This window comes from Psychrobacter piechaudii (assembly GCF_900162825.1).
GTDB lineage: Bacteria > Pseudomonadota > Gammaproteobacteria > Pseudomonadales > Moraxellaceae > Psychrobacter > Psychrobacter piechaudii.
In genome coordinates, this window is the sequence record NZ_FUGE01000158.1 from 1 (window position 1) to 23,949 (window position 23,949).

Genomic DNA, 23,949 nt, shown 5'->3' on the forward strand with positions numbered 1-23,949 from the left:
AGCAGGAGATTTCGACATGAAAAAATCAAGATTTACCGACACACAGATTGTAAATATACTTAAACAAGCAGAACAAGGCGTACCTGTCAGTGACATACTACGTGAGCACAATATTAGCCAAAGTACCTTCTACAAATGGAGGAGCAAATATGGCGGTATGGATGCCTCATTAATCACCAGATTAAAAGAATTAGAGGGGAAATACCCCCAAACTTAAAACACCAAATAAGTAGAACTAAGCTGCCATATTAAGTTTCTGAATCGGCGTAAAGCCACCATTACCCATATTGGGTCTCTCATTATTATAGTGATTGAGCCAAACTTCAGCTTGCTGTCTCACTTGCTCTAAACTATCAAACAACTCCTGATTAAGCCAATCATAACGTACTGTCTTGTTAAAGCGTTCAACATAGGCGTTTTGCTGAGGATTACCAGGCTCAATATATTCAATAACGATACCTTGCTTAGTTGCCCAGTCCTTTAAATCATTGCTGATATACTCAGGACCATTATCACACCTAATTTGATTAGGCTTACCACGGCACTCTATGAGCTGATTTAAACTGCGTATCACTCTTTGAGCAGGTAGTGAGAAGTCGACCTCTATGGTTAATGCTTCACGATTAAAGTCATCAATGACATTAAAGAGTCTAATAGCTCTACCATCGGTTAAGGCATCGTGCATAAAGTCCATACTCCAGCTTTGATTGATACAAGTGGGCACAACAAGCGTTTGGAGTTTATCTCGTTTAATACGACGTTTAGGTTTTATTCTCAGGTTTAATTCAAGCTCATGGTAGATACGATAAACTCGCTTATGGTTGTAAGGTAATCCCAATACATTTCTTAAGTATAGAAAGCATAGTTTAAAGCCCCAGTTTTTATGACTGTTTGTTAAATCAATTAACAGCTTGGCTATCTGCTCATTATCATCCGCTGTCTTTGGCTGATAGTAATAGCAGGTTATCCTGATGTTAAAGATCAGACAGGCTAGACGAATGCTTATACTGCGAGCATCAACGTAATATTTAGCCAAGTCTTTGCGCCTAGAGGGCGCTACCACTTTTTTGACATGGCATCCTGTAAGATGTCTGATTTAAGCCTTTCCTCGGCGTACATCTTCTTTAAACGAGCGTTCTCAGCCTCTAATTCTTTAAGACGAGTAATCAGTGAGGCATCCATACCACCGTACTTGGATCGCCATTTGTAAAAAGTACTTTGGCTAATATTATGTTCACGCAGTATGTCACTGACAGGTACGCCTTGTTCTGCTTGTTTAAGTATATTTACAATCTGTGTGTCGGTAAATCTTGATTTTTTCATGTCGAAATCTCCTGCTAGTATTTTAGCAGTTAGTTTCTGCTTTTACGTGTTATTATTTTTTGGGGTGATTACCATAAATATTGATTTTAAATTAGTTTTTTAAGAAGTATTTTAGGTAGCTGAGTATGAAACTTTATTACTCCAAAATGTAACTATAAGGTATAGGCAATGCTATTGAGTATGATACTTTATCATTTTTCACTCAAAATACGAAGTAATAAAATCAAGGGTTTAGCTTAATCTCAGTATGATACTTTATTACTCGCTGACATGTAAAAAGGCCCTGCCAGATTCTGGCAGGGCCTTTCTTGTTTGCATGGTTGAGCAGAGTATATTTGGTTAAAGCTTAACGCAGGCCTTTATAAAGGAAATAACAGCCTATAAGGGTCAACAGTACCGCAAAGCATTTCTTTAGCATAGCCGGTGATAAGATATGTGCCACCTTTGCCCCAAGTTTGGCAGTAAAGAAGCTCATGGAAGCAATGCCTAAAAAGGCATAAATGTGTACGAAGCCAATAGTATTAGGAACATCAATTTTTTGCTGCATCCCGAATAACATAAAGCCTAATGCACCGGCAATAGCAATGGGCAATCCGCAAGCTGCTGAAGTTCCGACCGCTTTTTGCATTACCACCCCATAACGGGTTAAGTAAGGTACAGTTAAGCTGCCGCCGCCAATACCGAAGATGGCTGAGGCGATACCGATAACTCCACCGGCAGCTAATTGCTTAGGTTTCGAGGGCAGTGCCACTGGAATATGGCTAGCATCAATACTGCCAGTGGCCTGCTTTTTACCCCCAAAAAACATTTTGTAGGCTACCCATAGCAAAAACACCCCAACAATTACTTGTAGATGAATGCCAGAGATCATACCTGCTATGCCAGCACCGGCAAAGCAGCCAATTGCCATGCCGGGTGCTAAGTTTTTGAACACCGGCCACATCACTGAGCCTTTTTTATTGTGCGCCATAAGTGAGCTTATTGAGGTGACAATAATGGTCGCTAGTGATGTACCTAATGCCAAATGCATGATGGTATCAGGATCATAATTCATTTGGGTAAATACAATAAACAGTAGCGGTACGATAATGGTGCCACCGCCCACGCCAAATAGCCCTGCAGCAAATCCTGCCAGAGCGCCAATGATTAAAAAAATGATTAATTCCACAGGGCAAATTCTTCTCAGTTAACAGATGGAGGGGAGGACTACTTTATTTAGGTAGCCGTTTCATATAAAAGCTATATTATTTATAGGACTTTTTAACTGAAATAGCTACCGTCAATAATAACTGCTTGGGCTAAGCAAACGCTACTTCAGCCACTTGGCCCAACTGATGGTACGAACGATTAAAGTAAACCAAGCTATGCTCAGCGTTATCTTGAGGTTCAGGAAGTTTGATGTCGACCACTCGGCACATAAACACACTGTGCGTACCCACCTGCTGAATTTGATCAATCTCACAGTCGAAGCTGACCAAAGCATCTTCTAACACTGGTGCTCCGGTAGTCAGCTGTGTCCATTGGGCTTGCTTAAAGCGTTCGGTCTGAGTGAGCTTGGAGGCAAAGGCATTGGAGATGGACTCATGCTGTGCACCCAACACATTCACACTCAAGATTTTATTTTCAACAAAATAGCTGTGTGAGCGGGAGGCTTGATTCATACAAACCAACAAAGTCGGCGGCGTATCGGTAACGCTACACACCGCAGAGGCCGTAAACCCATGCATGCCAGAATCACCAGTGGTGGTGACGACATTGACTGCAGTGGTTAACAACGACATGGCCTCTCTAAAGTCAGTAGCTTCAATCATTACTTTAATCCTAAATTCAAAAAACATGGTGGCTAGAGATAGAGGCTAGCCACTTTTGATAAAGTTACAGCTCTTAAGCGGTAAGTTCATCGCGTACGATTTTGGCGCCGGCACTTAACGCCTTTAGCTTACCTCTGGCCACTTGGCGTGACAAAGGAGTCATGCCACAGTTGGTCGAAGGGTAAAGCTTATCCGCGTCCACAAATTGTAGGGCTTTACGCAAGGTAGCCGCCACTTCTTCTGGGGTTTCGATAGTGTCAGTGGCCACATCAATAGCGCCCACCATTACTTTTTTGCCACGAATCAGCTCGATCAACTCCATTGGCACGTGTGAGTTTTGGCATTCAAGCGACACAATATCAATTTTTGACTGTTGAAGTTTGGGGAAGGCCTCTTCATATTGGCGCCACTCTGAACCCAAGGTCTTTTTCCAGTCATTATTGGCTTTAATGCCATAGCCATAACAAATATGCACCGCGGTTTCACACTTTAGTCCTTCGATAGCACGCTCTAAAGTAGCGATACCCCAGTCATTCACCTCATCGAAGAAAACGTTAAAAGCAGGTTCATCAAACTGGATGATATCAACACCAGCGGCTTCTAACTCACGCGCTTCTTGGTTTAAAATGGTGGCAAATTCCCAAGCCAGTTTTTCACGACTTTTATAATGAGCATCATACAGAGTATCGACCATGGTCATTGGACCAGGTAGCGCCCACTTAATACGCTGATCGGTTTGTTGACGTAAAAACTTCGCGTCTTCAACAAATACTGGCTTTTGACGGCTTACGGCGCATACTACTGAAGGCACGCTGGCCTCATAGCGATCACGGATTTTTACGGTCTCACGATTTTCAAAATCCACCCCATCAAGATGCTCAATAAAGGTGGTCACAAAGTGTTGGCGAGTCTGCTCACCATCGCTGACGATATCGATGCCGGCGTGGATTTGCTCTTGCAAGGTCAAGCGTAGCGCATCTTGTTTGGCTTCAATCAGCTCATTACCTTCTAACTTCCAGGGCGACCAAAGTTTTTCAGGCTCAGCTAACCAAGAAGGTTTGGGTAAGCTGCCAGCGGTTGAAGTCGGTAATAATAGGGCCATGTTATTTATCTTCTCTATTTTAATAGGGGTTTCAAAAATTTAGTTAATAAGGTTTAGTTGCAGGGTATTTATCTACAAGCTATTAACAAGCCATTAAGCGACTTTTTTTTGCGGCTTACCGGCTTCAGCAGGGTAGCTGACTTCATACTGGGCAGCCCACTCTTCCAGGGTGTCCTGATGCGGCTTAATAAACTGCTCTTCAGTAAATTTGCCTTGCTTCACTGCCAATTGATTGCGCTCTTCACGGTCGTATACCACTTGTGTCAGCGAGTAATCTTGATAGTTTAAACTTGGCTGATAAACTTCACCGGCCGCTGAGTTGGCGTTGTAAATTTCAGGGCGGTAAATTTTTTGGAAAGTCTCCATGGTACTAATGGCGCTGATTAACTCAAGGTCAGTGTAATCGGCTAGTAAGTCACCTGAGAAGTAAAAAGCCAAGGGGGCAGCGCTGTCTTTGGGCTTAAAGTAGCGTACTCGTAATCCCATTTTATGAAAATACGCATCCGTTAATGAGTACTCATCTTGTCTATATTCCACACCCAATACCGGATGCTGGTTGGTGGTGCGGTGATAGGTCTTGGTGGTAGACACGCTTAAGCAAATCACCGGCTGTTTATTAAAATTGGCTTGGTAAGCGTCTGAATTTAATAAATGTTGAAACAGTTTGCCATGTAAAACACCGAAGTCTGCAGGGGGTGGTGTATTTGGGTTTTTAGCAAAATGATCCAACAGTACCACGCTAAAGTCATAGTCGCGTACATAAGAGGAGAAGCTATTGCCGACAATACCCTCAATACGTTTATTTTCTTTATGGTCAACAATGGTGGTTTGTAGAATTTCAATCGCTGGGAAGGTTTTACCATTACCCTCAACATCTAAATTGGCGGAGATAATATCCAGCTCAACAGAGTAACGGTCAGCGTTTGGGTTATCCCAATGCGCTAAGGCATTAAAACGATTGTTAATCATAGTAAGGGTCTTGCGTAAGTTTTCCTGACGACTTTCCCCACGGGCTAAGTTGGCAAAGTTGGTGGTGAGACGTGTGCTGTCCGCAGGCTTATAGTTCTCGTCAAAACGGATTTTTGAAATAGAATAAGTAAATTTGTTGCACATAATGTTTGCTACCCTAGTTATTCAAGATAAAACCAAATTTGTGTATGAGATGAATCATACTCAAGGCTTTACATGAATAAAAACGATTTATCTTAACCTAAAGATGAATATAATTCATGTTAATTGCTTGTTGCATCAAATATTGAGTATTTTTTTTAGTGAAATCTGCACAAGAGAAGGGGGAGCTTGTTAGAAGATAGTTGGTATATAAGTATTTGATTTATAAGGACTTGTTTGCGGATTCGTTTGCTATGAAGTTAAGGTAGGCAATTGAAAAATAACAGCTAATGCTAGCGATAAACTCAGAAAGTATAGAGGGGAATAAACAGGCTGGATTTAGCCTGTATTGAGCCAAGCTCAGCTTATTATGAACAAATATCAGGGTATATAGCTTGAATCCACCTTCAAATATAGAGGGTTTAGGCGGTGATAGTTGCGAAAAACGGCCGTTTCCACTAAGAGAAATCGACTGTAGTTATTTTAGTGATATAAAAAAAGACCGCCTCATAATGGGCGATCTCTTTACAATAAGCTCAGCTTTAACAAAAGCCTTAACTTGGCAGTTATTAATCCACCTAGTTTAGACTTAGGAGCTTTTCAATAATTATTTAGCTTCAGTTTTTGCAACTGCTTTAAAATGAGCCACTTGATGGTTATTAGTCACTACTAGCATTGGCGTTTTATCCGCCCCTTGGCTTAAGGTATACTTACCTACGACTGAAGCAACAGACGCTGCATCAAACTTAGCTTCTGCATCAGGACAAGCCATCATAGTACTCATCATGCTTCCTAACTCCACATTACCATTTACAATGCTATAAGGAGCTGAGATAGTATTACAAGTATTCATCAGACTAACCATATTGTTGCCCTCTACACTCATGAAATTCAGAGTTAAAGGCTTAGCGGCATTGGTAAACAGGGCATCCACTTTTTTACCATCTCTAGTTTTTGCATCCACCAATTGCCAGTTATTGGTCTGAAGGGCCGCATCTGTAATTTGATAAGTAGTAATATTGCCAGCTTGGGTGTCAGCTTCTGCCATGCCGGTAGTAGTTTGACAGCCTGAAACTAAAGCACTCATGGCGATAGCACCGGAAATCATTAGCATATTCATAGTTTTCATATAAAATCCTCTCAAAATTTAAAATTTTTCATTGGTTTATTATTGATATAGAGGGGAGGGGGTAAAATACCCTAACCCTATTTTTTTAATACTTCTTTTGCTAAATACCATTATTACAGAGCCTAAATACAGTGACAAGAGTCAGTAACCATTCAAATACTATAAAACCGGCACAGTTACCAATATAGGACGTAGTATTAAGTGGGTTTTTCATTTGGGCTAGGCTTAAATTTCTCCTTCAGTAGCGTATAATAGGACAAAATTTAAGATCCCCTACGGATTACCCCTATTTTCATGGGGCAGACGTTGTTTCATAAGGCCTTAAACCTAAGATTTTAAACAATAGGGCAACGGATTTTATTAACGTTTTATGTTAGATTTACAACAAAAAATTTAGACCCATTTTTTAATTTACCTTTTTATTAACCCATTAATTGAAATAGGAAAAATTATGAGCTATCAGCAGCAACTAGAACGCATCAAAAATGACAAAGGTTTTATCGCAGCTTTAGACCAAAGTGGTGGTAGTACGCCAAAAGCACTTCGTATGTACGGTGTAGAAGAGAGCGAATACTCAAACGATGATGAGATGTTTGCTAAAGTCCATGAAATGCGTACTCGTATCATGACTTGTGATACTTTTGACAGTGGCCGTGTCTTAGGCGCTATCTTATTTGAAGACACCATGGACCGTGAAGTAAATGGCAAGCCAACAGCCAACTATCTTTGGGAAGATAAAAACATTGTACCTTTCCTAAAAGTAGACAAGGGCTTAGCTGATGAGCTAGGGGGTGTTCAGGTAATGAAGCCAATGCCAAATCTAGATGCGTTGTTAGATAAAGCCAAAAACTTCCCAATTTTCGGTACTAAAATGCGCTCTGTAATTCATACAGCAACGCAAGAAGGTATCGAGAAAGTGGTACAGCAGCAGTTTGACGTTGCTAAGCAAATTTTATCAAAAGGCTTTATGCCCATTGTTGAGCCAGAAGTAAATATTGAAAGTAAAGAAAAAGCACAGTGCGAAATACTGATGAAAGAAGAGATCTTACGTAACTTAGATCGCTTAGATGACGATCAGCAAGTGATGCTTAAGCTGACACTTCCAGAAGAAGCAGGCTTTTTCAGCGATTTAATTGATCATCCAAAAGTGCTTAAAGTAGTGGCGTTATCAGGCGGTTATAGCCGTGATGAGTCATGTGAGCGCCTATCACAAAACCCAGGTATGATTGCTAGCTTCTCACGTGCTTTCACTGAAGGCTTGTCAAAATCTCAAACTGACGAAGAGTTTTCAGCCACTATCGATGCCTCAATCGACAAAATCTATAACGCTTCTAAAGTATAAGGCAGTTATCTAGTTAGGTTTATATTAGCCTAACCAAATATCTGCTCTAAAAAAAGCTTGAAGCCCCCGTTTTAATAACAGGGAGTTCAAGCTTTTTTTTATGGGTTAAGTATTTAAAGGTTTAACGGCAAAATAGCTACAGGTCAAACTTCTTTATATAACTGACGACCCTCAGAGTTATATTTTTCACTCATCTGCTCCATGCCTTTTTGTACTTCTTCAAAGCTGGCCTCTCCGACTTGACCCACAAGCTCAGTGTCTACTTCTTTGATTAGATGCACGTCATCAGATAGTTTACCACTGCTTGGGGTTACCTCGGCACCGGTAGGCAAGCCAGCAGCATACTCACGTACGTTTTGGGTGATTTTCATTGAGCAGAACTTAGGCCCACACATAGAGCAGAAGTGGGCAGACTTATGAGCATCTTTAGGTAAGGTTTCATCATGAAACTCACGGGCTGTGTCTGGGTCTAACGCTAAGTTAAACTGATCGTCCCAGCGGAATTCGAACCTTGCTTTCGATAAAGCATTGTCTCGAGCTTGAGCGCCAGGGTGGCCTTTGGCTAAATCGGCAGCATGAGCAGCGATTTTGTAAGTGATGATGCCGTCTTTGACATCTTTTTTATTAGGTAAGCCCAAATGCTCTTTTGGGGTCACATAGCACAGCATTGCCGTACCGTACCAACCAATCATCGCCGCACCAATAGCACTAGTAATGTGATCGTAGCCAGGAGCGATATCCGTAGTTAATGGGCCTAGCGTATAAAAAGGCGCTTCATGGCACATTTCAAGTTGTAGATCCATGTTCTCCTTAATACGGTTCATAGCCACATGGCCTGGACCTTCAATCATTATCTGTACATCGTGTTTCCAAGCTACTTGTGTTAACTCACCCAGGGTACGTAATTCCCCAAATTGAGCTTCATCATTGGCATCTTGCAAACAGCCAGGACGTAGGCCATCCCCTAAGCTAAAGGCCACATCATACTGTTTCATGATTTCGCAGATCTCTTCAAAATGAGTGTATAGGAAACTTTCTTTGTGATGGGCCAAGCACCACTGAGCCATGATAGAGCCGCCACGGGAGACGATACCCGTCAAGCGGTTGGCGGTTAGGGGAATATAACGCAATAGCACGCCGGCATGGATGGTGAAGTAATCTACCCCTTGTTCAGCTTGTTCAATTAACGTATCGCGGAAAATCTCCCAAGTTAAGTCTTCAGCCACCCCGTCTACTTTTTCTAAAGCTTGATAAATGGGGACAGTACCGATTGGCACTGGGGAATTGCGGATAATCCATTCACGGGTTTCATGAATATTCTTACCGGTAGATAAATCCATAATGGTATCCGCACCCCAACGGGTTGCCCAGGTCATTTTTGATACTTCTTCATCTATGCTTGAACCTAGCGCTGAGTTACCAATATTGGCATTAATTTTTACTAAGAAGTTGCGGCCAATGATCATCGGTTCGGATTCGGGGTGGTTAATGTTATTAGGGATAATGGCTCGGCCAGCAGCCACTTCGTCACGCACAAATTCTGGGGTAATGATTTTTGGGGTGTTGGCACCGAAGCTTTCGCCGGCATGTTGACGCCTATCGGTTAGCTCATGCTGTTTTTGAGTTTCACGAATGGCGATATATTCCATTTCAGGGGTAATAATACCGCGGCGAGCATAATGCATCTGAGTAACATTACCAGTTTTGCCATTCACAGATTTGGCACGACGTGGCTTATCAATGTGGGCGAAACGGATATTAGCGGTGGTGATGTCACGAGCACGTTCTTTGCCATAATTACTGGATAGGCCTTCTAAGCGCTCAGTATCACCCCGTTCTTCAATCCATTTTTCACGTAGCTTCGGAAGCCCCTTGGTCAAATCAATTTCGACATTAGGGTCGGTATAAACCCCAGAGGTATCGTAAACATAGAATGGCGGGTTTTTTTCACCGTTCTCTAGGCCAAAACCTCCAGTAGGGGTATCAGTTAAAGTGATTTCACGCATAGGTACCTGGATATCAGGGCGTGACCCTTCGATATAAACTTTTTTTGAGGCGGGTAAGCTGCGGGTTAAGTCGCGCGCTTCTTCATCAAAGCGCTCGTCTGCTTCAGAGCGATGGGCAGGGGTTTTAACGTTATTTGCTAAATGACTCATCAGAAGTTCCTTATTTTATGTAAATGGCGTAATGCCAAGTTTTTTTAGAAAAACTAGATAAAAATAAAGACTCAGTGAGTGCAGGCCCGTCGTTTTGGGCATTTGTTACCTAATATTTGTTACCTAATAAAAATAGAGCTTATAGCTTATATAACAAGCTGTAAGGCCGTGATGCAGATAACAGTGATGACAGATCGCTGATAATCACGCACGGCATAGCACAGCTTGGTAAGCTGTGAAAATTGACAGGTCTGTATAAGATATTAGGGAGTTGCAATGACTTTCCTACGACGGTATTAACCGCATCAGGTTCAACGGGTGATCTCTCAGCAAACGCTTCTATATTTACCCTAGCTATAAAATTAACTATAGGTAGGGTCTGGATATAGAAGGACTGCACCCCGAGTCTTAATTGTTGGGGTTATCTTATCAAAATTTTTAAGCAATAACAGGTTTCAGTTCAATTTAAATATTTTGTTAACTTATCAGAGCCTTAGCGTTGCCCACTGCATAAAAAAACGCCAACTCATAAAGTAGGCGCTGATTAATAGCTATTTAAATTAAAAACTAACGTTTACGATATTTGCCATCACCTTTGCTTAATACTTCAACATCTACTTTACAAAGATTGCAGTTAATCATCTGGTTGGCTTTTTTGGATAGGTCGATAATGCGGCCTGGCTTAAATGGGCCACGATCATTAATTTTAACAACCACTGACTTGTTGTTATTTAAATTTGTCACTTTTACTTTAGAACCAAAAGGCAGAGATTTATGCGCTGCCGTCATAGCGTACATATTATAAATAGCCCCAGACGCTGTTCTTTTGCCATGAAAACCTGGACCGTACCATGAAGCCATACCGGCATTGGCAGGCACTGTCAACATTAAGGCTGACAGAAGGGTAAATGGCATAAAAAGTTTTTTCATAGGGAGTACCTGTAATTAATAAATCGTTGGAACAACTGTTTTCAATCAGATTTTGGTATTACAACGGGGTGTTGAGGAAATGCGTTGTTAGCAAAATAAAATTGTCTGTACCAAAACATCGAGGCGGTAGTCTACAGGCTGAAGATTTAGCTCATCTTTCTAATAGGTCAAGATAATGTAAAGATTATGGCTATGAAAATAGAAGAAAAACCCCTGTATTTAGTTAATTTTATTAACAATTCCCCTAAAACCACGCCGGTGAAAGTTACTGAATTCTTACAATTAATTAATATTTCATCAAACTGTCATATTTAAACGTCAAAATGAGCACATTCCAATTAAGGGTACCTCACAAATTCTGAAGGACTCAAAACTTAGGTAGTTGAAGTTAATACTCTGTACTTATAAAACATATGACTTTTTAGGAGATACCATGCGTTATTCACTGTTAGCTGTAGCCGTAGCCAGCGCTCTTACTTTATCGGCTTGTAATAAAGCAGAAAAAAATGACACAGTGACAACTGAAGATACCCCAGCTGCCACAACCACTGGAGCTGCCGCGGGTAGCACAGATCAGTATAAAGACATCGAAGGCGTAGAAATGAATGTGAGCGGGGCAGGCGCTTCTTTCCCAGCACCTATCTACCAAAAATGGTCAGCAGACTACCAGGGCGCTACTAAAGGCCAAGTGAACTATAACTCTATTGGTTCTTCGGGCGGTGTTAAACAAATTAAAGCTAAAACCGTAGATTTCGGTGCCTCAGATACGCCTCTTACCCCAGAAGAGTTAAATGAAGCGGGTCTTATCCAGTTCCCAACCGTTATTGGTGGCGTTGTGCCAGTAGTTAACATCGAAGGGATTGAGCCAGGCAAACTCGTTTTAAGTGGTGAAGTTTTAGCAAATATTTACTTAGGTAAGATTACCAACTGGAATGATCCAGCCATTGCTGCATTGAATGAAGACCTTGCCCTTCCTGATGCAAAAATCACTACCGTGCATCGCTCAGACGGTTCAGGTACTACTTTTAACTTCACTTACTATTTAAATGAAGTATCAGCTGACTGGGCAGGGGTTGGCGTCGATAAAAGTGTTGAGTGGCCAACAGATAAAACCGGTACAGGCGTTGGTGGTAAAGGTAACGAAGGCGTAGCCGGTATGGTTAAACAAGCGCCTAACTCTATTGGTTATGTAGAGTACGCTTACGCCAAACAAAACAATATGTCACATGCCGCCATGGTCAACGCTGCAGGAAATGTTGTACAGCCATCATCTGACTCATTTGCAGCCTCAGGTAATGTTGACTGGTCAAAAGCGGAAGGCTTCTACAAAGTTATCGCCAACTCTGACACAGCTGAAGCTTGGCCAATTGCAGCAGCAACTTTCATCCTAGTTCATAAAAACCCAGAAAACCCTGAGAAAGTAGCAGGCGTATTGAATTTCTTTAACTGGGCTTATAACGAAGGCGATCAGGCTGCTCTAGAGCTAGACTACGTTCCATTCCCAGACGAAGCCGTGGCTTTATTCAAAGCTGAGTGGAACAAGATCGTAGGCGCTGATGGTAAGCCAGTCTATAACCCAAAATAATTAGCCATTAACTTGTCATTGTTAATGAGTTAAACAATAGGCAAGTAAATGATTCATCGTTTGCTTGCCTTTTTAATCGAATAATTAAATAACTAGTGCCTTTAAAGAAGTGTATATATTTTTAATGTTGGGGATACCATGTCTGACCTACACGCTCAATTAACAAAACAAAAAAGGAATGACTTTCTTTTTGTCAACATGACAAAGTTTTTTGCATTCCTAGTCTTGATATCTTTGGGCGGTATCATGATCTCGTTGGTGATTGGTGCCTGGCCAAGTATTAAAGAGTTTGGTTTTGGTTTTTACACCAGTTCAAACTGGAGTACGGTCAACGATGAGTATGGGGCTCTTGCTCCTATTTATGGGACGATCGTCACCTCTATCATCGCTATTTTAATCGCGGTACCCATCAGCTTTGGCATTGCTATTTTCTTAACTGAGCTTTGTCCTGCTGTCTTACGTCGACCGCTGGGCATGGCAATTGAGCTTTTGGCAGGTATTCCGTCGATTATTTATGGTATGTGGGGCTTTTTCGTATTAGCGCCTTTATTTGCTAAATATGTTCAACCTTTTTTAATTGAACATCTTGGTCCTATTCCTATGATTGGTAGCCTTTTTGGCGGTCCTCCTTTAGGTATCGGTGTTTTTACCGCTTCATTAATCTTAGCCATTATGATTATTCCTTTCATTGCGGCGACCATGCGCGATGTGTTTGCGGTAGTACCTGAGCTGTTAAAAGAGTCAGCTTATGGGGCCGGAGCCACCACTTGGGAAGTGATGTATAAAATTATCCTACCTTACACCAAGGCTGGGGTAGTGGGCGGTATCATTCTAGGACTGGGACGTGCACTGGGTGAAACCATGGCGGTAACCTTTTTAGTGGGCAATACCTATAACATCAACTCTAACTTATTTGGTTCAGGGGTGACCATTACCTCAGCCATCGCCAATGAGTTTGCTGAAGCCTCAAGCGCCATGCATGTCTCCACGTTGCTCCATCTAGGCTTGATTCTATTTGTTATAACCTTTTTTGTTTTATCAATATCTAAAATTATGTTGTCTAGAATTGATAAGAAAGCCGGTAACTAATTTACACCGTTATTGGATACAAAATAGTTGGTAAATAAATGCTAGACATAATTAGATATTTGGCAGGAAAATATTATGACAACAAGCTCAAGTTCAAAACCTATGACAATGAATTTAACAAACTCGGTTCCCTTTGAGCAGCGCATGAATAAATCGCTGTATTCAAGACGTAAAGCCTTCAATATTATCGGTCTTATCTTTGCGATGTGTGCCATGGCCTTTGGTTTATTTTGGTTGGGCTGGATTTTATTTGATCTGCTACGTAAAGGTATGGAAGCTATGATTACTATGCCTATCTTTACCGCTGATACCCCACCACCAGGGACAATCGGGGGATTAAGAAACGCGATTGTTGGCTCGGTGATGATAGCGGGCACAGGCTTGTTGATTGGAGCACCTGTGGGTCTATTAGCGGGGATTTATTTGGCAGAGTTTTCTCAAGGCTCATGGCTTGGTAAGGCGACCCGCTTTATCAATGACATCTTATTATCAGCGCCATCAATCGTTATCGGTCTGTTTATTTTCTCATTAATGGTTAGTAATCGCAGCTTTTCAGGTTGGGCAGGCGCAGTGGCTTTATCGCTGATTATTATTCCAGTCGTGGTTCGTAGTACAGAGACCATGCTCAATCTAGTTCCCAATCAATTACGAGAAGCGTCTTATGCTTTGGGTGCGCCTAAATGGAAGGTGGTCACCTCGGTAACCATGCAAGCGGCTAAGTCAGGTCTGATAACTGGGGTTCTATTAGGTTTTGCTCGTATTACTGGTGAGACCGCCCCTTTACTATTCACTGCGTTAAATAATAGGTTCTTTAGCTGGGATATGAGCAGTGCAATGGCCAACTTACCGATGACTATTTATCAGTTTGCTGCAGCTCCAGATGACACCCAAAATATGCTGGCGTGGGCAGGGGCGTTAATAGTGACTTTCTCTGTGTTAGGGTTAAATATTATCGCTCGTGTTGTCGGAAGAGATAAGAAGTAGCGGCAATTAATAAGCTGAAAAGAATAGGTTCAAAAGCTCACAAGCTGAAAAGATAGATATAAGCATTCAAATTTAATTTTTTAAAAAGATACTAAGAAGGTAGCGTTATGTCAGATATATTGAAGAAAAAAGCAGTGGCTAAAGAAGCGAAGGTTAAGAGCAGTACTATACAGCAGCCGATCCAAACTGGTAATCAGCAACAGCAACCAGATACCGCCACCTTTACTAAGCAGACACTGGCTGACTTACCACAGAACATGCCAGCTGCAAAATTACAAGTACGTAACTTGGACTTTTACTACGGTGATTTTAGAGCGCTTAAAGAAATCAATATTGATATCCCTGAGAAAAATGTGACCGCTTTTGTTGGTCCCTCTGGCTGCGGTAAATCAACGTTATTGCGCACTTTTAACCGCATGTATGATCTATATCCAGGTATGCGCGCGGAAGGTGAGATTCTGCTAGATGGCAATAACATTTTACAAAAAAATGTAGACGTTAACCTATTACGTGCTCGTGTTGGTATGGTTTTCCAAAAACCAACCCCTTTCCCAATGTCTATCTATGATAACGTGGCCTTTGGCGTACGTTTGTATGAAAAACTAAGTAAATCAGAGCTTGATGACCGTGTGGAATGGGCTCTGAAAAAATCAGCGCTATGGCCAGAAGTAAAAGACAAGCTTAAAGCATCAGGCCTGTCTTTATCAGGCGGTCAGCAGCAGCGTTTATGTATCGCACGTGGTGTGGCGACCAAACCTGAAGTCTTACTATTGGATGAGCCAACATCGGCACTTGACCCTATTTCAACAGGGGCGATTGAAGATCTTATTGAAGACTTAAAACATGATTACACCATCGCTATCGTGACTCATAACATGCAACAAGCGGCGCGTGTTTCTGATTACACCTGCTATATGTATTTAGGCGATATGGTCGAAATGGGTGAGACCAATCAAGTCTTTACTAACCCTGCTCAAAAAGCGACAGAAGATTATATTACCGGTCGCTACGGCTAAGATAAAAATAGTTAACTCATGCTCATTAACTAAGCGTTTGACAGAGGCTATGAGCAAGGCCCATAGCATTTAAACGCGCTTATAGACTTGGATAAAGCCGCTATGCCGCTTACGGAAAAACACTCATCTAAAAGCTACGATAACGACTTACGTGAATGCATTGACCTATTTATGACCATGGGTCAGATGTCAGCAGAACAGGTCACTTTAGCAACGCATGCTTTAGTAGACAGTGACGTCGAACTGGCAAAAAAAGTGATTGAAGAAGACAGTAAGATCAATCAAATGGAGATTAATGTTGATGAGTTGGTGGTGTTATTAGTTGCCAAACGTCAACCTACTGCTAGCGATCTAAGATTGGTCATGGCCCTAAGCAAAGGCGTAGTCGATTTAGAACGAATCGGTGATGAGGCCAGTAAGATTGCTCGTATGGCTTGTAAACTGCATAAAGAAGGGGTGTCTCCCAGAGGGTATTCGGAGGTTCAGCATCTTTCAAATCAAGTTCGAGTAATGTTGCTAGAAGCTTTAGATGCCTTTTTACGTATGGATCCGGAGCAGGCTTTCTCAGTGCTACAAAGCGATGAGATGGTGAATCAAGAGTATCAATCTGCCAGCCGCTCATTGATGACCTATGTGATGGAGGACAGCCGTCATGTGTCAAAGGTGATTAACATCTTATGGGTATTGCGAGCACTTGAGCGGGTGGGCGATCATGCTCGAAATATTGCGGAGTTGGTGATTTACTGTACCAGTGGCAAGGATGTTCGCCACACCGATTTTGTCACCGTGGAGCAAGCAGTACAAGAAGCCTCAAGCCTGATAGCTTCTCGTAATACAGAAGAATAATTCCAGGCCATGACAGACAGATGATTGAATAGAGGCTGTTAAATACAAAGTGTAAAATATAGAGTATTCAATTGAGAGTAAAAAAAAGGAGAGACATATTAAATGCCTCTCCTTTCCTTTTTTTAAGCCTATAGCTTGAGTGCTAATTGCTTTTACGTCTCAGGTGTCCAACCTTGAGGGCGCTCGTAGTCTTCATTGTCTAAAAACTTGTCACGCTGTTCATTAATGAACTTTTTAGCCTCTGGGTTAATCATGCTCAGATGGTTTTCGTTAATTAGCATGGTTTGTAACTCTAACCATTCATCCCAAGCCTTCTTAGACACAGTATTCTGAATCTCTTCCCCTTTTCTGTTTGGGAAAGGCGGGTTCGGCATTTTGGGCAAATCTTGCTTATATTTACGGCAAAACACCATATTTGCTTTTGGGTCAAAAGTAGCTGTCATTGTCCTATCCTATGTTAACTGTGAATTTAAACTGGTACTTATAGTTGTGCTTGTGAATTGCTTATGGCGACAACATTAATATATAAAGAGCTTAATTTCTAAGCTATTTAACATTGATATTGTATTGAGCCAAACGCTCACGGCCACGGGCCACCGCTTGTAGTACTTGGTTTGGTGCAGTTCCGCCCAAATGATCGCGAGCTGCTAATGAGCCTTCAAGGGTTAAGTAATCAAAAACATCATCGCCAATAGCATCACTGAACTGTTGCAGTTGTTCAAGTTGCAACTCACTTAAATCAACCCCTTCTTTGATACCTAGTGCCACTGCATTACCCACTACTTCGTGAGCATCACGGAAAGGGACACCGCGACGAACCAGATAATCGGCTAAGTCAGTAGCGGTGGCATAGCCTTTCATGGTGGCCGCACGCATATTTTCTTTGTTAGGTATTATATTAGGCAGCATATCCACAAATGCAAGAAGCGAGCCGGTTAAGGTGTCGACACAATCAAATAGTGGCTCTTTGTCTTCTTGGTTGTCTTTGTTATACGCTAAAGGTTGGTTTTTCATTAAAGTTAACAGCGTAATCAGTTGACCAAAGACGCGGGCTGCCTTACCACGCACCAACTCAGGCACATCTGGGTTTTTCTTTTGCGGCATGATAGAAGAACCGGTACAGAAGCGGTCAGGGATTTGTACGAAACCAAACTGCGCTGACATCCATAAGATAATCTCTTCACTCATACGTGATAAGTGCATCATTAAGATAGAAGCCGCTGAGGTAAACTCAATGGCAAAGTCGCGGTCAGACACGGCGTCTAATGAGTTTTGGCAAATGCCCTCGAAACCCAAAAGATCCGCTGTAATGGTACGGTCGATTGGGAAGGTGGTTCCAGCCAGAGCTGCGCTACCCAATGGCATCTGGTTAATACGACGACGGGCATCAATTAAGCGCTCAGTGTCACGATTTAGCATCTCAAACCAAGCCATAACATGGTGGCCAAAGCTCACCGGCTGTGCGGTTTGTAAATGGGTGAAACCTGGCATGATGGTATCTGTGTGCTGTTCTGCAAGATTTAATAGCCCTGATTGCAGTTTCACCAATAGTTCAAAAATATTGTCTACTTCTTCGCGTAACCATAAGCGAATGTCGGTCGCTACTTGGTCGTTACGACTACGGCCAGTGTGTAGTTTTTTGCCCACGGTGCCAATAATATCGGTCAGACGAGACTCGACGTTCATATGCACATCTTCAAGAGCAACAGACCAGTTAAACTCGCCAGCATCGATTTCTTGCTGCACTTTATGTAGACCTTGAATAATAGTGTCTACTTCTTCTTGAGTTAGAATGTCACATTTACCGAGCATAGTGGCATGAGCAATTGAGCCTTGAATATCATGCTTGGCAAAGCGTTGGTCAAAGCCGACAGAGGCCGTAAAAGCCGCCACAAAGCTATCAGTGGCTTCACTAAAGCGGCCACCCCACATTTGTTGGCCTTGGCCGCTGGTGACGCTAGGTTTATTTGCTTGAGTATCTGAAATATTAGTTGAGTTGTTGGCAGTCATATCAGTCCAAATCCAGTAAAATGCACAGAGTTTGCAGTATAGCAAAGGACTGGGTCGCCTTGCTAGTTAACCTACCCTGTTAAATTGGGAGTTCTCTAAACATAACATCACTGAAATACCCTGCTATTTATGGTTAAATAAGCAAGATGATAAACAGACCACTATTTATAGGTCTTATTTTTAACCTCATTTTATATAATTCTACTAAACCAATTACCATCCGATTAATTAAAAGATAACTATGACCACATCAGCCCATACCACAACTTTAAAAACCTTAAATATTGCTACTAGAAAGAGCCCTTTGGCCATGTGGCAAGCCGAACACATCAAATCACGCTTAGAGTCTTTATACCCAGAGCTTGAAGTAAATTTAGTAACCATGGTTACTCAAGGTGACAAAATTCTTGATACGCCTTTGGCTAAAATTGGCGGAAAAGGCTTGTTTGTTAAAGAGCTAGAACAAGCACTGTATGATGGGCGTGCTGATATTGCCGTACACTCCTTAAAAGATGTGCCCATGGAGTTACCCGAAGGCCTAATACTAGGGACTTATTGCAAACGTGAGACACCTACCGATGCTTTTGTTTCTAATAGTTATGACAAACTAGAAGACTTACCCCATGGTGCCGTAGTAGGGACTGCCAGCCTACGTCGTCAGTGTCAGATAAAAGCTTTCCGTCCCGACTTACAAATTAAGTCTCTACGCGGTAATGTGCAGACCCGCTTGGCGAAACTAGATGCTGGCGAATATGATGCCATTATTTTAGCGACCAGTGGTCTAAAACGGGTTGAGCTTAGTGAGCGTATTAAGCAAGAGATTGATATCGATATTAGCTTGCCTGCAGTAGGTCAAGGCGCGCTGGCTATTGAATGTCGTGCGGATGATGAGGCAGTGTTAGCCCTATTAAAACCGCTTAATGATGGACAAGCCCGCATTCGCCTGAAAGCTGAGCGTGCTTTAAACCGCCGATTAGAAGGCGGTTGTCAGGTGCCTATTGCCGCTTTTGCCGTGATTGAAAAAGACTCTGAGCAGTCTCATGAAAAAACCCTATGGTTACGCGGCCGTGTGGGATCTGAAGATGGAACAACGTTACTTAAAGCGGATAAACGTATTGAGCTGACCGGTGACCAAGCCGCTCGTGAATCCCAAGCTGAGCAACTAGGCATTGAAGTGGCCGATGAGCTACTGTCACTAGGCGCAGACAGTATTCTAGCTGCCATATATAAAAAAGATTAACAGCTGTCAGTTTGATATAAACCTACCTTGACTTGAAGTGGTGTCATGATTTTTATCAATACCCGTCCTACCAGTCGCTCCTTGCTGCTAACCCAAGCTATGCAAGATAAGGGGATGACTGTATTAGAGATGCCGTTATTAGAGTTAGCGCCTATTGATATTAGTGAGCGAGAGCAGCAATATCAACAGCAGTTCTGCCAGCAGCAAGATCGCTATCAAGCTTTGGTAGTGGTCAGTCCTACTGCTGCTCGTATGGGGCTAGCAGCTTGTCCTAAAGGCTTTATCCCCAACTGCGCGGTGATTGCTGTGGGTCACGCCACAGCAGATATTCTGCGAGCGGAAGGCTGGCAAGTTCAATGTCCTGAAGAGTACAGCAATGAAGGCATGATAAAGATGTCTGCGCTAAATTCTCTAGGGGCAGGAGATCATATTTTGGTATGGCGAGGACGGGGTGGCAGACGGGTATTGGTAAACTTTCTACAAGATAATGAAGTAGAGGTCCATGCCATTGCTTGGTACCAACGCCAATGTCCTATTGATGCACCCACTAAATTTGAGCAACTGCAACAACAGCTGACAACGCTAGTCAGTAATCAGCGTCCCATTGCTTTAGTGAGTAGTGGAGAAGCGTTCACCAATTGGAGGCTGTTATTTGCAGAATCAGAAGATGAAAAAGGCAATGGGCTGCAACTGGCTGACTTTAATTATTTAACCTTTGGCAAACGTCTAACTGAGACTTTAGAGGAGTTGCGGCTTAACTGTATACGCATTGATAACCTAGATGTTGAAGAAGTTTGGCGCGGTATTGAGCAGACGGTTACAAAGCCCTAATCGCACTAAACCAAATTAAAGTAAGTTAAATTAAGTTAAATGAGTTAGCCAATTCAGCCATAGCGTGGAGATTTTTTGTTAATGACAACTCATATTTTAAATCCTAATAATTTAAATCCTAATTTCGAAAAACCTGAGGCTTTATCTAAGTTTGCCAGTATTTATGTTCAGCCCATTATTTGGAATGACATGGATGCTTTTAACCACGTTAATAATGTGGTGTATTATCGCTATGCTGAGTCAGCGCGTATTAATTATCTCAATGAACTGGGCGCTTTTACTGATGAGGTGACCACAGTACTGGCTCAATCCAGTTGCACCTATTTAAAGCCTGTGGTTTTTCCAGACACTTTATTAATCGGAGTGCGTACTAAGAAGCTTGGGAATACCAGTATCGTGATGGAGTACTGCTATTATAGTCAGGCACAGCAGAGCGTAGTCGCTACTGGGGATTCAGTGTTGGTTCGATTAAACAAAGATGCCAGCGCTAAAGTAGCTTGGACAGAGGTAGAGCGTGATAATATCTTGGCCTTTGAAAAGGGTGTTGGCCACACGCCAGACTTTTAATGCTGTCATTTTTTAATCGAAGAAAAACAGCGCAGCTACCTCCTGCGCTGCCTTATCTGGATAGTGTTTTTTACCCCCTAACTTGGCAACAGCATATATTTGAATCAGCCCCTCACTTCATTTCTCACCTTATTGACAACCTATCTGTTGAGCCAGCAGCCCCATCAGGCCTAGCCATTCCAAACGATATTCAATACACAGTCAGTAACCTAGCCAGTTATCAAAAACAATTTAGCCAGCTTTTACTGCAGCAACCGCTTTATCAAGAGTGGATAAATTTCACGGTGTTTGGTCGCTATGTGCAGCGCAGTTTTAGCGCTTTTTATCAACAGACGGAAGATGTGTTTAATGCTGAAATGCCAGAAATACTAAAATATGAGTTGATGCGGCACACCCAAAGACTGCCAACAGGGCAGGTATTATTGGTGGGCGGTAAGCTTCCCTTATCCGTGCGCAGAGAAAAACTATTAATTACTACGCTCAATCCTTTTAAGGCCATCGTAGACGCTTTAACAGTAGCTCCGCTAGTTAATTCTCCTTATGTGATTAATATCATTACTGCAAACTCAGATAAAGTGAAAGCCTTTGCGGTGAAACACAATAAGTATACCTCTGAAGGGGGCCGCAACGAAGTGATGATATTAGACTTTAATCACCTGATATTAACTGAAGAGAAGACCCATAAAAATAATGCCCAATCAGAACCATCATATCTGATTAGGCATTACAGCATTGGTTAGGGTTGAGCTAAATTTCTGTTACTTAGTACCCGTTTTATTTAGTCCCAAAAATTTTATCACCTGCATCGCCAAGGCCTGGGATGATATAGCCATCTTCATTTAAGTGACTGTCTAAAGAAGCCGTATAAATCTTCACATCAGAGTGCGCTTCATTCACCAAGCGCACCCCTTCAGGGGCCGCAACCAAGACTAAAGCTTTAATGATTGAACAGCCTTTTTCTTTTAACATATCGATGGTGGCTACCATTGAGCCGCCAGTTGCCAACATTGGGTCAATAATTAGCGCAGGACGACGGTCCACATCTGCGACCAGTTTTTCAAAGAAAGGCACAGGTTGTAGAGTTTCCTCATCACGCTGCAGGCCAACCATTGAGATTTTTGCTGTAGGAATAAGGTCTAATACTCCATCAAGCATACCTAAGCCGGCACGTAAAATAGGAACGATGGTCACCGTCTTACCGACGATTTGTTCCCCTTTAAACTCTGTATTATCCCAACCTAGCATAGGAAATTCTTCAATTTCGAAGTCGCGACAAGCCTCATAAGCCATCAAACGGGCAAGCTCACTGGTCAAAGTACGGAATTTATAGGTACTGCAATCTTTGGCTCGCATCAGGCTTAGTTTATGGCGTACTAGGGGATGGGTGATAATTTCTATATTTAGGGTGTTCATAATACCTCTTTGACCGTCATCAGAATTAGGACAGCTTGCATGAATTTAGAAGGGAGTCATATTTTAAAAATATGTTGCATTAGTTGACGTAGATGCAATTAACAAAACAATTATACCAATAAAACAAAAGCAACTGACAAACTTCCTGGTTTCGATACCCTATATAACAGCAATTAAAATATAGTTATCCAAATTAATAGACAGCTATTCTAATTAATAGACAGTTATTCAAATTAAAAAATAGTTATTCAATATGTTAGTAAGGAGTATCCTTTGAAAAGTCATGATGCCCACAGTGGCTCTGATGAACTTATAATTGACGGTAAAACTGTAGAAAGCCATCCCTTTAGTCCCGTATTGCCGAGCAATGCTACTATTATGATGATGGGCACCTTTCCGCCCACAGAAGATAAATGGGGTATGCCTTTTCATTATCCTAATTTCTATAATGATATGTGGCGTATTTATGGCAGAGTTTTTTTCGAAGATGCGGATTACTTTAGAAAGGGAGAAGAAAAGGGGTTTGACCCAGAAAAGATTAAGGCTTTTATGAAACAACGCGCCATTGCTTCTTGTCCCACAGTAAATAAAGCAATACGAGAACAAGGCAATGCCGCAGACAAACACCTAACCATAGTAGAGCCTGTTGATCTAAAACAAACTTTGGCTCAAGTGCCTAAAGTACACACGATATTTACCACGGGCGGTAAGGCTACTGAAATACTAATGGAGCTATTACAGCAAGAACAAGGCAAAGTAATCCCGAAGTCAAAATGGCCTAAGACCAATCAGCAAATTGATTATACTTATGCTGGTCGTGATTTGACACTATATAGGCTACCTTCTACTTCTCGGGCTTATCCTTTATCTTTGGATAAAAAGGTAGAAGCTTATCGTCAGTTCTTTGAGTCCGTGGGTAAACTGTAATTACTTTAGAGTGTAGTAAGTTTAGAGTAAGTGGGGGATAGTAAAACCAATGGCTCCTAAAAGCCCGTTTCACTCAAAAAAGCTGATGCAGATTAAATAAGTTGAATTCATCCATTGACCAATTACAAATAAGCTATATACTAGTGCGCTGTTGAGAGGCAACGTTTGATATTGATTTAAAACAACAAATTCAAACAAAACGAAAAAACTTCTTGACAATGTAACCAAGACGCGTATAATACGCACCTCATCGGGACAACGAGATTAGAAGCTTAATTGGTTTTAAATCTAAGTTCTGATAACAGATTGAAATAAAAGCTTGACAGAATACAAATTAATGTTATACTGGATGGCTCGCTACTAAGGCTAACACTTCTTCGAATTGAAGATTGAATTATCCTTTTATAGCACAACTTAATACGGACGACGTACTAAGTCAACTATTTAAAAGCTAAAATCAAAGAACAACTTGTGTGGATTTTTGCTGATTTAGGATGCTAAAAATTAAAGTTGGGCTTATCTCTTTTCGGGATGAGGA

The 23,949-nt window shown here is 41.8% G+C and carries 22 protein-coding genes, 1 pseudogene and 1 riboswitch; of the genes and pseudogenes, 12 read left to right on the plus strand and 11 right to left on the minus strand.

The window, feature by feature from the left end:
• Positions 1-16 precede the first annotated feature (16 nt).
• A pseudogene (locus A1019T_RS09000) lies at positions 17-196 on the plus strand (transposase); the annotation flags it as partial.
• A gap of 39 nt (positions 197-235) precedes the next feature.
• Here A1019T_RS09000 and A1019T_RS09005 read toward each other — a convergent pair.
• From A1019T_RS09005 to A1019T_RS09030, 6 genes are all read right to left on the minus strand, one after another.
• Positions 236-1,323 (minus strand): IS3 family transposase gene (locus tag A1019T_RS09005; RefSeq protein WP_167366856.1). Its coding sequence is split into 2 segments (ribosomal slippage): positions 236-1,071 and positions 1,071-1,323, totalling 1,089 coding nucleotides; the frame shifts between segments, so codons are not numbered across the junction.
• A gap of 346 nt (positions 1,324-1,669) precedes the next feature.
• Positions 1,670-2,491, minus strand: coding sequence for a sulfite exporter TauE/SafE family protein (locus tag A1019T_RS09010; RefSeq protein WP_077451359.1), 822 nt, complete (start codon positions 2,489-2,491; stop codon positions 1,670-1,672).
• Positions 2,492-2,621: 130 nt separating this feature from the next.
• On the minus strand, positions 2,622-3,134 hold the full coding sequence (locus tag A1019T_RS09015) for a flavin reductase (RefSeq protein ID WP_077451360.1): 513 nt from the start codon (positions 3,132-3,134) through the stop codon (positions 2,622-2,624).
• 73 nt (positions 3,135-3,207) lie between these two features.
• Positions 3,208-4,236: a methionine synthase gene (locus A1019T_RS09020; RefSeq protein WP_077451361.1), complete on the minus strand. Its 1,029-nt coding sequence runs from the start codon at positions 4,234-4,236 to the stop codon at positions 3,208-3,210.
• A gap of 93 nt (positions 4,237-4,329) precedes the next feature.
• A complete protein-coding gene (locus A1019T_RS09025) occupies positions 4,330-5,349 on the minus strand; it encodes a DUF1852 domain-containing protein (RefSeq protein WP_077451362.1) in 1,020 nt (339 codons plus the stop codon).
• 604 nt (positions 5,350-5,953) lie between these two features.
• The gene (locus A1019T_RS09030; RefSeq protein WP_077451363.1) at positions 5,954-6,475 is read right to left on the minus strand and encodes an META domain-containing protein; all 522 of its coding nucleotides are present in this window, start codon (positions 6,473-6,475) and stop codon (positions 5,954-5,956) included.
• A gap of 451 nt (positions 6,476-6,926) precedes the next feature.
• On the opposite strand from A1019T_RS09030, the gene A1019T_RS09035 reads away from it, so the two are divergent.
• The gene (locus A1019T_RS09035; RefSeq protein ID WP_077451364.1) at positions 6,927-7,817 is read left to right on the plus strand and encodes a fructose bisphosphate aldolase; all 891 of its coding nucleotides are present in this window, start codon (positions 6,927-6,929) and stop codon (positions 7,815-7,817) included.
• A gap of 143 nt (positions 7,818-7,960) precedes the next feature.
• Here A1019T_RS09035 and thiC read toward each other — a convergent pair whose 3' ends face one another.
• Together thiC and A1019T_RS09045 are read right to left on the minus strand one after the other, a co-directional pair.
• A complete protein-coding gene (gene thiC, locus A1019T_RS09040; RefSeq protein WP_077451365.1) occupies positions 7,961-9,973 on the minus strand; it encodes a phosphomethylpyrimidine synthase ThiC in 2,013 nt (670 codons plus the stop codon).
• Positions 9,974-10,238: 265 nt separating this feature from the next.
• A riboswitch (TPP riboswitch) is annotated at positions 10,239-10,387 on the minus strand.
• A 153-nt stretch (positions 10,388-10,540) separates the two neighbouring features.
• The gene (locus A1019T_RS09045; protein ID WP_077451366.1) at positions 10,541-10,903 is read right to left on the minus strand and encodes a septal ring lytic transglycosylase RlpA family protein; all 363 of its coding nucleotides are present in this window, start codon (positions 10,901-10,903) and stop codon (positions 10,541-10,543) included.
• A 433-nt stretch (positions 10,904-11,336) separates the two neighbouring features.
• On the opposite strand from A1019T_RS09045, the gene pstS reads away from it, so the two are divergent.
• The 5 genes from pstS to phoU all read left to right on the plus strand — a co-directional run bounded on the left by pstS (position 11,337) and on the right by phoU (position 16,423).
• Positions 11,337-12,488 carry a phosphate ABC transporter substrate-binding protein PstS gene (gene pstS, locus A1019T_RS09050; RefSeq protein ID WP_077451367.1) on the plus strand — a complete coding sequence of 384 codons (1,152 nt, stop codon included), beginning with the start codon at positions 11,337-11,339 and terminating at the stop codon, positions 12,486-12,488.
• A gap of 138 nt (positions 12,489-12,626) precedes the next feature.
• On the plus strand, positions 12,627-13,577 hold the full coding sequence (gene pstC, locus A1019T_RS09055) for a phosphate ABC transporter permease subunit PstC (protein ID WP_077451368.1): 951 nt from the start codon (positions 12,627-12,629) through the stop codon (positions 13,575-13,577).
• A 75-nt stretch (positions 13,578-13,652) separates the two neighbouring features.
• Positions 13,653-14,561, plus strand: coding sequence for a phosphate ABC transporter permease PstA (pstA, locus tag A1019T_RS09060; protein ID WP_077451369.1), 909 nt, complete (start codon positions 13,653-13,655; stop codon positions 14,559-14,561).
• 107 nt (positions 14,562-14,668) lie between these two features.
• Entirely contained in the window at positions 14,669-15,577 is a 909-nt protein-coding gene (pstB, locus tag A1019T_RS09065) for a phosphate ABC transporter ATP-binding protein PstB (RefSeq protein ID WP_077451370.1), read from the plus strand.
• 102 nt (positions 15,578-15,679) lie between these two features.
• Complete coding sequence (phoU, locus tag A1019T_RS09070; protein WP_077451371.1) at positions 15,680-16,423, plus strand: phosphate signaling complex protein PhoU; 744 nt, start codon at positions 15,680-15,682, stop codon at positions 16,421-16,423.
• A 152-nt stretch (positions 16,424-16,575) separates the two neighbouring features.
• Here phoU and A1019T_RS09075 read toward each other — a convergent pair whose 3' ends face one another.
• Entirely contained in the window at positions 16,576-16,866 is a 291-nt protein-coding gene (locus A1019T_RS09075) for an oxidative damage protection protein (RefSeq protein ID WP_077451372.1), read from the minus strand.
• Between the two features lie 103 nt (positions 16,867-16,969).
• Entirely contained in the window at positions 16,970-18,355 is a 1,386-nt protein-coding gene (gene argH / locus A1019T_RS09080) for an argininosuccinate lyase (RefSeq protein ID WP_095532600.1), read from the minus strand.
• A 319-nt stretch (positions 18,356-18,674) separates the two neighbouring features.
• On the opposite strand from argH, the gene hemC reads away from it, so the two are divergent.
• From hemC to A1019T_RS09100, 4 genes are all read left to right on the plus strand, one after another.
• Positions 18,675-19,673, plus strand: a complete 999-nt coding sequence (gene hemC, locus A1019T_RS09085; protein WP_077451374.1) for a hydroxymethylbilane synthase — start codon at positions 18,675-18,677, stop codon at positions 19,671-19,673.
• Positions 19,674-19,718: 45 nt separating this feature from the next.
• A complete protein-coding gene (locus A1019T_RS09090) occupies positions 19,719-20,504 on the plus strand; it encodes a uroporphyrinogen-III synthase (RefSeq protein ID WP_077451375.1) in 786 nt (261 codons plus the stop codon).
• An 81-nt stretch (positions 20,505-20,585) separates the two neighbouring features.
• Positions 20,586-21,071 carry an acyl-CoA thioesterase gene (locus A1019T_RS09095; protein WP_077451376.1) on the plus strand — a complete coding sequence of 162 codons (486 nt, stop codon included), beginning with the start codon at positions 20,586-20,588 and terminating at the stop codon, positions 21,069-21,071.
• Positions 21,071-21,811 carry a hypothetical protein gene (locus A1019T_RS09100; protein ID WP_077451377.1) on the plus strand — a complete coding sequence of 247 codons (741 nt, stop codon included), beginning with the start codon at positions 21,071-21,073 and terminating at the stop codon, positions 21,809-21,811. Before A1019T_RS09095 ends, A1019T_RS09100 begins: the two co-directional genes overlap by 1 nt.
• A gap of 34 nt (positions 21,812-21,845) precedes the next feature.
• Here A1019T_RS09100 and upp read toward each other — a convergent pair whose 3' ends face one another.
• Positions 21,846-22,484: a uracil phosphoribosyltransferase gene (gene upp / locus A1019T_RS09105; protein ID WP_077451378.1), complete on the minus strand. Its 639-nt coding sequence runs from the start codon at positions 22,482-22,484 to the stop codon at positions 21,846-21,848.
• Between the two features lie 378 nt (positions 22,485-22,862).
• On the opposite strand from upp, the gene A1019T_RS09110 reads away from it, so the two are divergent.
• Positions 22,863-23,411 carry a DNA glycosylase gene (locus A1019T_RS09110; RefSeq protein ID WP_425271950.1) on the plus strand — a complete coding sequence of 183 codons (549 nt, stop codon included), beginning with the start codon at positions 22,863-22,865 and terminating at the stop codon, positions 23,409-23,411.
• Positions 23,412-23,949: the final 538 nt, after the last annotated feature.

Coding starts and splice junctions, on each gene's coding strand:
- A1019T_RS09015 (WP_077451360.1), bottom strand. CDS start 3,134: ATGATTGAAGCTACTGACTTTAGAGAGGCCATGTCGTTGTTAACCACT.
- A1019T_RS09020 (WP_077451361.1), bottom strand. CDS start 4,236: ATGGCCCTATTATTACCGACTTCAACCGCTGGCAGCTTACCCAAACCT.
- A1019T_RS09025 (WP_077451362.1), bottom strand. CDS start 5,349: ATGTGCAACAAATTTACTTATTCTATTTCAAAAATCCGTTTTGACGAG.
- A1019T_RS09030 (WP_077451363.1), bottom strand. CDS start 6,475: ATGAAAACTATGAATATGCTAATGATTTCCGGTGCTATCGCCATGAGT.
- A1019T_RS09035 (WP_077451364.1), top strand. CDS start 6,927: ATGAGCTATCAGCAGCAACTAGAACGCATCAAAAATGACAAAGGTTTT.
- thiC (WP_077451365.1), bottom strand. CDS start 9,973: ATGAGTCATTTAGCAAATAACGTTAAAACCCCTGCCCATCGCTCTGAA.
- A1019T_RS09045 (WP_077451366.1), bottom strand. CDS start 10,903: ATGAAAAAACTTTTTATGCCATTTACCCTTCTGTCAGCCTTAATGTTG.
- pstS (WP_077451367.1), top strand. CDS start 11,337: ATGCGTTATTCACTGTTAGCTGTAGCCGTAGCCAGCGCTCTTACTTTA.
- pstC (WP_077451368.1), top strand. CDS start 12,627: ATGTCTGACCTACACGCTCAATTAACAAAACAAAAAAGGAATGACTTT.
- pstA (WP_077451369.1), top strand. CDS start 13,653: ATGACAACAAGCTCAAGTTCAAAACCTATGACAATGAATTTAACAAAC.
- pstB (WP_077451370.1), top strand. CDS start 14,669: ATGTCAGATATATTGAAGAAAAAAGCAGTGGCTAAAGAAGCGAAGGTT.
- phoU (WP_077451371.1), top strand. CDS start 15,680: ATGCCGCTTACGGAAAAACACTCATCTAAAAGCTACGATAACGACTTA.
- A1019T_RS09075 (WP_077451372.1), bottom strand. CDS start 16,866: ATGACAGCTACTTTTGACCCAAAAGCAAATATGGTGTTTTGCCGTAAA.
- argH (WP_095532600.1), bottom strand. CDS start 18,355: ATGTGGGGTGGCCGCTTTAGTGAAGCCACTGATAGCTTTGTGGCGGCT.
- hemC (WP_077451374.1), top strand. CDS start 18,675: ATGACCACATCAGCCCATACCACAACTTTAAAAACCTTAAATATTGCT.
- A1019T_RS09090 (WP_077451375.1), top strand. CDS start 19,719: ATGATTTTTATCAATACCCGTCCTACCAGTCGCTCCTTGCTGCTAACC.
- A1019T_RS09095 (WP_077451376.1), top strand. CDS start 20,586: ATGACAACTCATATTTTAAATCCTAATAATTTAAATCCTAATTTCGAA.
- A1019T_RS09100 (WP_077451377.1), top strand. CDS start 21,071: ATGCTGTCATTTTTTAATCGAAGAAAAACAGCGCAGCTACCTCCTGCG.
- upp (WP_077451378.1), bottom strand. CDS start 22,484: ATGAACACCCTAAATATAGAAATTATCACCCATCCCCTAGTACGCCAT.
- A1019T_RS09110 (WP_425271950.1), top strand. CDS start 22,863: ATGATGATGGGCACCTTTCCGCCCACAGAAGATAAATGGGGTATGCCT.